The 10211-nt window shown below is 67.9% G+C and carries 8 protein-coding genes; all 8 read left to right on the top strand.

Translation table 11 applies throughout. The features are described from left to right. Window positions 1–76: 76 nt before the first annotated feature. The 8 genes from M0R80_28995 to fdhF are packed head-to-tail and all read left to right on the top strand — an operon-like array spanning window position 77 to window position 9983. The gene (locus M0R80_28995; protein MCK9463676.1) at window positions 77–862 is read left to right on the top strand and encodes a response regulator; all 786 of its coding nucleotides are present in this window, start codon (window positions 77–79) and stop codon (window positions 860–862) included. A 2-nt stretch (window positions 863–864) separates the two neighbouring features. Further along, a complete protein-coding gene (locus M0R80_28990; GenBank protein ID MCK9463675.1) occupies window positions 865–1995 on the top strand; it encodes a hybrid sensor histidine kinase/response regulator in 1131 nt (376 codons plus the stop codon). After that, window positions 1992–3791: a CoB--CoM heterodisulfide reductase iron-sulfur subunit A family protein gene (locus M0R80_28985; GenBank protein ID MCK9463674.1), complete on the top strand. Its 1800-nt coding sequence runs from the start codon at window positions 1992–1994 to the stop codon at window positions 3789–3791. Before M0R80_28990 ends, M0R80_28985 begins: the two co-directional genes overlap by 4 nt. A gap of 14 nt (window positions 3792–3805) precedes the next feature. Beyond that, window positions 3806–4966, top strand: a complete 1161-nt coding sequence (locus M0R80_28980) for a 4Fe-4S dicluster domain-containing protein (GenBank protein ID MCK9463673.1) — start codon at window positions 3806–3808, stop codon at window positions 4964–4966. A 21-nt stretch (window positions 4967–4987) separates the two neighbouring features. Beyond that, window positions 4988–6718, top strand: coding sequence for a CoB--CoM heterodisulfide reductase iron-sulfur subunit A family protein (locus M0R80_28975; GenBank protein MCK9463672.1), 1731 nt, complete (start codon window positions 4988–4990; stop codon window positions 6716–6718). Then, window positions 6715–7158: a hydrogenase iron-sulfur subunit gene (locus M0R80_28970; GenBank protein ID MCK9463671.1), complete on the top strand. Its 444-nt coding sequence runs from the start codon at window positions 6715–6717 to the stop codon at window positions 7156–7158. The genes M0R80_28975 and M0R80_28970 overlap by 4 nt, the downstream gene beginning before the upstream one ends. Continuing rightward, window positions 7127–7945 carry a (Fe-S)-binding protein gene (locus M0R80_28965; GenBank protein ID MCK9463670.1) on the top strand — a complete coding sequence of 273 codons (819 nt, stop codon included), beginning with the start codon at window positions 7127–7129 and terminating at the stop codon, window positions 7943–7945. Before M0R80_28970 ends, M0R80_28965 begins: the two co-directional genes overlap by 32 nt. Next, entirely contained in the window at window positions 7935–9983 is a 2049-nt protein-coding gene (fdhF, locus tag M0R80_28960) for a formate dehydrogenase subunit alpha (protein MCK9463669.1), read from the top strand. The genes M0R80_28965 and fdhF overlap by 11 nt, the downstream gene beginning before the upstream one ends. The last annotated feature ends 228 nt before the right edge of the window (window positions 9984–10211 follow it).

Genomic DNA, 10211 nt, shown 5'->3' with positions numbered 1-10211 from the left:
CCGCACCCCGGTACCGGCCCGTGGCACGTTTCCTGCTGCCGCACCCCGTTTCAAAGGAGATCGCGAAGGCCGCCCCATGACGCGCGGAAGCATTCTGATCGTGGCCAAGGACCCGAGCGTCCGCGAGGCGTTCCTGCGGGCCGTTCTCACCAGGGGCTGGAGCGAGGTCGAGGTCCGCGAGTCGGCGACCGAGGCGGTCAAGGCGCTGCGCAGCGGCGCGTTCGGCTTGGCGATCGTGCACGCGGACGTCGGCGACATGGAGGGCATGCAGGCCGTCTCGGTCGTCAAGGCGGTGGATCCGCACGTGCGCATCCTGTTCGCGACTTCGGCGAGCACGGTCGATCTCGAGACCCGGATCCGCGGCGCCGGCATCTACTACTACTACCTTTATGAGGACGCCGATTCGGACGAGCTCGCGGCGGCCGTCGAGGGCGCGGTCGGCGCTCCCCGGTGCGCAGCCGGCGCGAGCCGTACGGTGCTCCTCGTCGACGACGACCTCGGGTACCAGGAGAACCTGCGGCTCATCCTGGAGGCCCGCGGCTTCACCGTCCTCGGCGCGACGACGGTCGAGGACGGCCTGAAGATCGCCCGCGCGCTCCGTCCCGCCCTCGTGCTGCTCGACGTCGTCATGGAGAGCGCGACGGACGGTCTCCTGTTCTCGAGGGAGGTCCGCCGCGATCCGCTGCTCAAGCACACGCCGATCCTGGCCCTGTCCGCGATGGGCGGCCACGCGGCGTGCCGGTACTCGCCGCGGGACGACGAGGAGCTCTTCCCGGTCGACGGATTCCTCGAGAAGCCCGTCGCCGAGGAGGTGCTCCTCGGCCGGGTCGAGGCGCTCATCGGCGGGCGGGAGGAGCCATAAGGATGGAAGGGCGCGAGGCGCAAAGGCCGATCGTGCTCGTCGTCGATGACGAGGAGTGGATGCGCGACTCCTGCGGCCTGATCCTGCGCGACGAGGACGTGGAGGTGCTCACCGCGGCGGACGCGAGCACCGGGCTGGAGCTCGTCGCGTCCCGCAAGCCGGACGTCATGCTGGTGGACGTGCGCATGCCGGGCATGAGCGGCATCGACTTCTTCAAGCGCGCCAAGGAGCTCGAACCGGACGTGGTCGGCATCGTCATCACCGGCTACGCGACGGTCGACGTCGCGGTGTGCGCCATGAAGGCGGGCGCCGACGATTTCCTGCCGAAGCCGTTCGAGCCCGACCAGCTGCGCGGCGTGGTCCGGCGCGGGCTCGCGCACCGGCAGCTCGTGCGCCGGGCCGGGATCCTCGGACCGGAAGTTTCGGCCATGCGGGGCGTGCAGACGGCGGTGCTCGCGCACCAGCTCAAGTCGCCCCTCGCCTCCCTGCGGCAGTGCGCCTCGGTCGTGCTCCACGGGTACACGGGCGCGCTGCCCGAGAAGGCGCAGGGCATGATCGAGGTGATCGCGGAGCGCGCGGATCAGATGCTCTGCCTGCTCGACGACTGGATCACGCTGGTCCGGCTCGAGGAGGACACCGGCGTCGCGCGGAGCGAGCCGGTCGATCTCGACGCGCTCCTCGAGGCCCTCGTCGAGAGGACGTCGAAGGGTCCGGAGGCGGCGGCCGTCTCCCTCCGCTTCGAGCGCTCGCCGAACGGCGCGGTGGTGGAGGGCGACGCCGTGGCGCTCAGGGAGCTGTTCGCGAACCTTGTGACGAACGCGATTCGCTACACGCAGGCCGGGGGCGAGATCCGGATCGCGACCGCGGCCGAGAGCTCTGGAGTGACGGTCCGCGTCTCCGACAACGGGCCCGGGATCCCCGAGGACGAGCGGGAGCGGGTGTTCGAGCCGTTCTTCCGGGGAAAGGCGCAGCGGGCCGTGCCCGGCGACGGGCTCGGGCTGCCTATCGCGCGGCGCATCGCTCGGGCGCACGGGGGCGATCTGACGGTCGACAGCACGCCGGGGCGAGGATCGGAATTCCGGGCGTCGTTCCCGGCCGGGGGCGGGCGGAGGAAAGGAACGGAGTCGAAATGAAGACAGGTGTCTATCTCTTCCAGTCGGGAACGGGCGCCACGAACTACGAGTCGGTGGCCAACTATGCGCGGAACTTCTCCGACGTCGAGCTGGTCGAGCACGTCGTCGGGCGGCCGCGGCTGGATCCGCAGGCGCTCTCCGAGGAGATCCGGCGCCGCCAGATCGGCCGGATCGTTCTCGCGGGCGACTCTCCGGGCTACTTCAAGCCCGCCTTCACCCGGGCGATGTCGCTGGCGGGCCAGGATCCCCACGAGGTGCGGCTCGCCTCCTTCCGGGAGCACAGCGGCGGCGGACCCAGCCCGACGGAGCGGGCTGAGGCGATCGTGGCGTGCGCCTGCAGCGGCGTGCCGTTCAGCCTCGCGGCCGTCACCGAGATGCTGCCCGTGAACCACGCGACGCTGATCATCGGCGCGGGGGTGGCCGGCATCCAGGCCGCGCTCGAGATCGCCGACGCCGGGAAGAAGGTCTACCTCGTCGAGCGGACCGGGACGATCGGCGGGCACATGGCGACGTTCGACAAGACCTTCCCGACCCTCGACTGCGCGGCCTGCATCCTCACCCCCAAGATGGTCTCGGTGGGCCAGCACGAGTCGATCGAGCTCATGACCCTGTCCGAGGTGCAGCGGATCACCGGCGAACCGGGCTCGTACAAGGTGACGATCCTGAAGCGGGCGCGCCGGGTCGACGAGAAGGCGTGCGTCTCGTGCAACGTCTGCGCGGACGTGTGCCCGGTCAGGGTGCCGAGCGAGTTCGACTGCGGGATCGCCGAGCGACACGCCGTGTACATGCCGTTCCCGCAGGCGGTGCCCAACGTCTTCCTCGTGGACGAGGCGAGCTGCAACTACGTCCAGAGCGGCGGGAAGAAGTGCGGCGCCTGCGCGAAGAAGTGCCCCAAGAGCTGCATCAACCTCGATCAGAAGGACGAGACTCTGGAGATCGAAGTCGGCAACATCATCATCGCGACCGGCTACGACGTCCTCGATCCGCGGAAGATCGAGCGCTACGGCTACGGCGTCCTCCCCAACGTGCTCACGGCGCTCGAGTTCGAGCGGATGACCAACGCCTCGGGCCCGACCGGCGGCCGCATCGTGACGAAGACCAAGCAGCACAACAAGCGGAAGAAGATCGACGAGTGGGTGCTGGCGTCGGACGGAGCGCCGCCGCGGTCCGTCGCCATCATCCACTGCGTCGGCTCGCGCGACTCCAGCTACAACGAGTACTGTTCGCGGGTCTGCTGCATGTACTCCCTCAAGTTCGCGCACCTCGTGAAGGAGAAGCTCGAGGGCGTGGACTGCTACGAGTTCTACATCGACATGCGCGCGTTCGGGAAAGGCTACGAGGAGTTCGCCGAGCGCATCAAGGCCGAGGGGACCTTCGTCGTGCGCGGCCGATCGGCCACGGTCACCGAGAGGGACGGCCAGATGCTCATCAAGGGCGAGGACATCGTGAAGGACTGCGTCGTCGAGTTCCCCGTCGACATGGTCATCCTCGCCGTCGGCCTCGTGCCGTCGGCGGGGACGCGGGAGCTCGCGGCGATGCTGCGCGTCCCCGTGGAGAGCGACGGCTGGTTCCAGGAGCTCAACTACAACGGCGATCCCACGGAGACCGAGCGCGGCGGCGTCTTCGTCGCCGGGGCGTGCCACGCGCCCAAGGACATCCCCGACACCGTGGCCCAGGCATCGGCGGTCGCCGCGGGCGTGCTCAAGAGCATCTCGCGGGGCAAGACGGTGAGTAGTCGAGCGGACGTGAACCTGACGAGCATCGAGGCGCGCGCCAAGAGCCTGCGACTCCAATAGGACGAGGTGCGAAGATGGCAATCCGGGTCAATCCCAAGCTGATCGACGAGCTCGAGCGGTACGGCGCCGAGGACGTGAGCAAGTGCTACCACTGCGGCAACTGCTCCGCGGTGTGCCCACACTCGAGCGATCCGTTCATCTTCCCGCGCCGCAGCATGCGGACGCTGCAGATGGGGCTCGAGGAGAAGCTCGTCGGCTCCCTCGAGCCGTGGCTCTGCTACTACTGCGGGCAGTGCTCCGAGCAGTGCCCGCGCGAGGCCGAGCCGGGCGAGACGATGATGAGCCTCAGGCGCTGGCTCACGTCGCGCTACGACTTCACGGGGATCTCGAAGCTCTTCTACCGCTCGTGGAAGGCGGAGCTCTTCGCGATCCTGTTCCTGGCGATCGCGACCGCGGCCGGCTTCTTCGCCTGGGGCTCCACGCACGGGGACATCGCGATCTACGACGGCGAGGGGGCGTTCCTCCAGAGCGAGGACGTGCACCTGTTCGACTGGGGCATGGCCGGGCTGCTCGTGCTGCTCCTCGGGATCGGCAGCCTCCGCATGTGGTGGTTCACGGTGCTGCGCCGGAAGGACATCAGCGTCCCGTTCACCTCCTACTTCAAGGCGATCTTCGCGGTGCCGTACCACTTCCTGACGCAGCCCAGGTACGCCCAGTGCGGCAGCCGGGGGCCCTGGGCCGTGCACCTCGTGCTGATGCTCTCGTACGTGATCATGTTCGTCCTCATCATGTTCTTCCTGCACGAGGTCCAGTCCGGCCCCGAGATCGACTGGAAGTACCACGCGTTCGGCTACGCCGCGAGCATCGGGCTCATCGCGACCGTGATCTACTCGCTGCGCAGCCGGATCAAGAAGGACCGGCCGCAGACGCGCCACTCGCACGAGTCGGACTGGATCTTCCTGTTCCTCCTCCTCTACGTCGCGACGACCGGGGTCCTGCAGCACGTGCTCCACAGGACGGGCCAGGAGATGGCGGCGAACATCGTCTATGTCGTCCACATGGCCGGGGTCGTGCCGATGCTGGTCCTAGAGGTGCCGTTCAGCAAGTGGTCGCACCTCGCCTATCGGCCGTTGGGGATGTTCTTCTCGATACTGGTCGCGGACGGGCTGCGCGCAAAGGCGCGCGCGTCCTCGGATGTTGGAGCGGGAAGCCCGCAGCCGGCGCGGGTCGCCTAGGGACCCGCAGGAGACGTACCCATGGAAGAACCGCGCATCGGAGTCTATGTCTGCAACTGCGGGACGAACATCGCCAAGGTGGTCGATTGCGAGGCGGTGTGCGCGACGGCGGCCAAGCTGCCGCACGTCGCCGTCGTCCGCACCTACAAGTACATGTGCTCCACTCCCGGGCAGGAGATGATCGTCCAGGACATCAAGGAGCAGAAGCTGAACCGCGTCGTCGTCGCGGCCTGCAGCCCGCGGATGCACGAGCGCACGTTCCGCAGGGCGCTGCAGACCGCGGGGCTGAACCAGTACTACTTCGAGATGGCCAACATCCGCGAGCAGTGCAGCTGGGTCCACGACGACCCGGTGGCCGCGACGGCCAAGGCCGCGGCGCTGGCGAGCGGCGCCGTGCTCCGCGTCGCCTGCCACGAGCCGCTCGAGAAGCTGTCGGTGGACATGTGCCCGCGGACGCTCGTCATCGGCGGCGGGATCGCGGGCCTCACGGCCGCCATCGAGCTCGCCGACGCGGGCCACCCGGTCTACCTCGTCGAGAAGGGCGATCACCTCGGCGGGAACCTGGCGCGGGTGGACCTGACCGCCCCCTACCTCGACTCCGCCTCGGACCTGCTGCTCGATCGCGTCACCCGGGTCCGGGAGAACCGCCTGATCGATGTGATGCTCGGCTCCGAGCTCAAGGAGCTGACCGGCTTCGTCGGCAACTTCGAGGCCGCGATCGGGCCGACCGCGGCGGACGGCAAGGACGCGGCCGCGCGCAAGAAGGTCGCCGTGGGCAGCGTCGTCGTGTGCACGGGGTACAAGGAGTTCGACGCGTCGCGGATCACGCACTACGGCTACGGCAAGCTCCCGAACGTCATCACCTCGTTCGAGTTCGAGACGATGCTGCGCGCGGGCAAGATCCAGATGCAGGACGGCCGCGTGCCGCAGTACGTCGCGATCGTTCACTGCGTCGGCTCGCGCAGCCAGGAGTTCCACGGCTACTGCTCCCGCGTCTGCTGCATGACCGCGCTGAAGTACACGCACGAGATCAAGTCGGCGATCCCGAGCGCCTACGTGAGCGACCTGTACATCGACATGCACGCGTTCGGGAAGGGGCACGAGGACTTCTACAAGCACAGCTCCGAGGCCAAGACGATGTTCCTCATGTACAAGAAGAACGATCACCCGGTGATCAAGCTGGCCGCGCCCAAGGACGACTGCGACATGCTCATCCAGGTCGACGAGACGCTCTCCGGGGAGGTGATCGAGATCCCGGCGGATCTCGTGATCCTGATGGTCGGCATGGAGGCGCGCGCCGACTCCGACAAGACGGCGCGGCTCGTGAACATCAGCCAGGACAAGGAGGGCTGGTACATCGAGAGCCACCCGAAGCTCGATCCGGTCGCGACGACCACGGAGGGGGTGTACATCGCCGGCACGTGCGCGGCCCCCAAGGACATCCCGGACACCGTCGCGCAGGCGCGGGCGGCGGCAGCGCGCATCCTCGCGAAGATCGCCAGGAAGAAGATCGAGATCGACGCCGTCTTCGCGGAGGTCGACCAGGAGAGGTGCTCCGGCTGCCGCATGTGCAACGCGCTCTGCCCGTACTCGGCCGTCGAGTTCGACGAGAAGAAGGGGCGCAGCAGCGTCAACAGCGCACTGTGCAAGGCCTGCGGCTCGTGCGTGGCCGCCTGCCCGTCGGGCGCGATCAAGGCCCGGCAGTTCAGCGACGAGCAGATCTTCGCACAGATCGAAGGAGTGCTGTCATGAGCTTCGAGCCGAAAATCGTGGCGTTCCTCTGCAACTGGTGCTCCTACACCGGCGCCGACCTCGCGGGGACGAGCCGCATCCACTACCCGCCGAACGTCCTGTGCATCCGGGTGAACTGCTCCGGGAGGGTCAGCCCGCTCATGGTGATGTCCGCGCTGCGGAAGGGGGCCGACGCGGTGCTGGTCTGCGGCTGCCACATCGGCGACTGCCACTACGTCACGGGCAACTGGCAGACCGAGAAGCGGGTGCCCGTGCTGAAGAAGGCGCTCGACGCCCTCGGAATCGACCATCGGCGCGTGCGGCTGGAGTGGGTCTCCGCCTCCGAAGGCGCGAGGTTCGTCGAGGTGGTGAAGGACTTCGTCGAGGAGATCAAGCAGTTGGGGCCGAGCCCCCTCAAAGGAGCGACACATGATCGAAGGACTTCGGTCTCTGTGCAGTGAGCGCCTGACCGGCAAGCGACTGGACTCGGTCTACGGCCTCGGCGACCAGGACGGGACCCCCGTCCCCAGGTTCTTCGACTCCGCCGGCGACCTGCGGAGCCTCGTCCTGGGCGGCAAGCAGCGGCTCGTGTTCACGTGCAGGCCGAGCAAGAAGAACGTCATCGCCCTCCTGAAGGCGCGGCGCCCCGGGTTGAAGCTCGGGATCGTCGCGAAGGGGTGCGACGAGCGCGCGCTCCTCGAGCTGGCGAAGCTGTCCCAGCTGAGCCTGGACGGAATCGAGATCATCGGGGTCGCCTGCGACAGGGAGCAGGCCGAGGAGTGTCGTTGCGGCCGGCCGTATCCGAACAACCCGCTGTTCGGAGAGAAGCTCGAGGAGAGCTTCGCGGACCCTGCGGTCGAGAGGTTCCAGCGGATGGAGCCGGAGGAGCGCATGGCGTTCTGGCAGCACCACCTCGGCAAGTGCATGAAGTGCTACGGGTGCAGGAACGCCTGCCCGATGTGCTTCTGCACCGAGTGCCAGATGGAGCGCGATCTCCTCGTGCCGAGGGGCGCACTGCCGCCCGACTTCCCGTTCTTCCATTTCATCCACATGATGCACCTCGCCGACCGCTGCATCGACTGCGGGGCGTGCGAGGACGCCTGTCCCATGGACATCCCGCTCCGCCTCCTCAAGAAGACCATGCGGGCGGGGGTCCGGGATCTTTTCGGCTACGAGCCGGGTGTCAATGCGGAGGGCGTTTCACCGTTCGCCGCCATCGCACGAGGAGATACGACCCATGCGGAATGAGAGCGTTTTCTCGATTTGTCCTTACTGCGGCACCGGCTGCGGCATGTACCTGCAGGTCCAGGACGGCCAGCTCGTCGGGGTGCGCCCCGCGCCGTCCCATCCGGTCAGCCAGGGCAAGCTGTGCATCAAGGGCTGGCACGTGAACGAGTTCGTCACGTCCAAGGACCGCCTGACCACCCCCCTCGTCCGGCGCAACGGCAAGCTCCAGGCCTCCACTTGGAAGGAGGCGCTGGAGCTCGTCGCGCAGAAGCTGAAAGCGGCCGCGCCCGACGGCGTGGGCGTGCTCTCCTCCGCGAAGTGCACGAACGAGGAGAACTACCTCATGCAGAAGCTCGCCCGGGTCGTCCTGGGCACGAACAGCGTCGACCACTGCGCGCGGTTGTGACACAGCGTCACCGTGGCCGGTCTGGCCGCAACGTTCGGCTCTGGCGCGATGACCAACTCGATCCGCGAGCTGGAGGACGCGGACTGCATCTTCGTCACCGGGTCGAACACGATCGAGCAGCACCCCCTGATTTCCCGGTACATCCTGCGGGCGAAGGAGAAGGGCGCGAAGCTCATCGTGAACGACATCCGCCGGGTCCCGCTGACGCGGTTCGCGGATCTGCACCTGAAGCAGCGGCCCGGAACGGACGTCGCGCTCCTCAACGGGATGATGCACGTCATCCTGGCCGAGGGGCTCGAGAACAAGGCGTTCATCGCCGAGCGGACCGAGGGGTTCGACGCGCTGGCGAGCGTCGTCCGGGGCTACCCGCCCGAGCGCGTCGAGGAGATCACCGGGATCCCGCGAAACCAGATCGTCGAGGCGGCGAGGATGTTCGCGAAGGCCAAGGCGGGATCGATCGTCTACGCGATGGGGATCACCCAGCACTCGACGGGCACCGACAACGTGAAGAGCTGCGCGAACCTGGCCATGATCACCGGGCACGTCGGCCGGCCGTCGACCGGCGTGAACCCGCTGCGCGGCCAGAACAACGTGCAGGGCGCGTGCGACATGGGCGCCTTGCCCCCCGTCTACTCGGGCTACCAGGCGGTCGCCGACGAGGCGAACCGGAAGAAGTTCGAGGCGGCGTGGCAGACGCCGCTGCCGACCAAGCCCGGCCTGACCATCATGGACATGACGACGGAGGCGGCCAAGGGAAACCTCCGGGCGATGTACATCATGGGCGAGAACCCCATGCTGGCGGATCCGGATCTGACGCACGTGCGCGCCGCGCTCGCGAAGCTCGACTTCCTCGTCGTCCAGGACATCTTCCTCACGGAGACGGCGGAGCTGGCCCACGTCGTCCTCCCGGCGGCGTCCTTCGCCGAGAAGGAGGGGACCGTCTCCTCGACGGAGCGGCGGGTGCAGTGGACCCACAAGGCGATCGATCCGGTCGGCGAGAGCAAGGCCGACTGGCAGATCATCTGCGAGCTCGCCCGGGCGATGGGCTCCACGCAGTTCGAGTACGGATCCCCGAGGGAGATCATGACGGAGATCGCGCGGCTGACGCCGAGCTACGGCGGCATCTCCTACGAGCGCCTGGGCGCCGTCGGGCTGCACTGGCCGTGCCCGAACCCGGAGCACCCCGGCACCCCGTACCTCCACAAGGACAAGTTCAGCCGCGGCAAGGGCCAGCTGATGGCGATCGAGTTCAAGGCCGCCGCCGAGCTGCCGGACGAGGCCTACCCGTTCCTCCTGACGACGGGGCGGACGATGTTCCACTTCCACACCGGCACGATGACCCGCCGGACGGCGATCCTGAACCAGGAGGTGCCGACCGGGTACATCGAGATCAACGACGGGGACGCGGAGCGATCCGGAATACGGGACGGCGAGATGATCGTGGCGGAGAGCCGGCGCGGCAAGGTGGACGTGACCGCGCGCGTGACGGACAGGATCGGGGCCGGGGTGGTGTTCATGCCGTTCCACTTCGCCGAGTGCGCGGCAAACCTCCTGACCAACGCGGCGCTCGATCCGACCGCGAAGATCCCCGAGTACAAGGTGTGCGCCTGCCGGCTGCGGAAGAGCGAAGGGGCGAAGAAAGCCGCGCCATGACGGGCGGAACGATCGGACCCGAGAGTTAGCGAATCGCGGAGCATGCGTCCGGCGGAGTCCCCGCCGGCGCATCGGGGGACCCCCGAAACCATCACCGAGAAGGGAGAACGAGATGTCGAACAAGCCGTTTGAAATCGTCCAGACATGCTGCACCGCGGGTGCGTACAAGGCCAAGCTCGCGATCCCGAACCTCCTGGTGAGATCGTTCATGGCGGGCCTCTTCCTCGC

This window comes from Pseudomonadota bacterium (assembly GCA_023229365.1).
GTDB lineage: Bacteria > Myxococcota_A > Polyangia > JAAYKL01 > JAAYKL01 > JALNZK01.
This window is presented reverse-complemented; position numbering and strand designations above follow the sequence as displayed.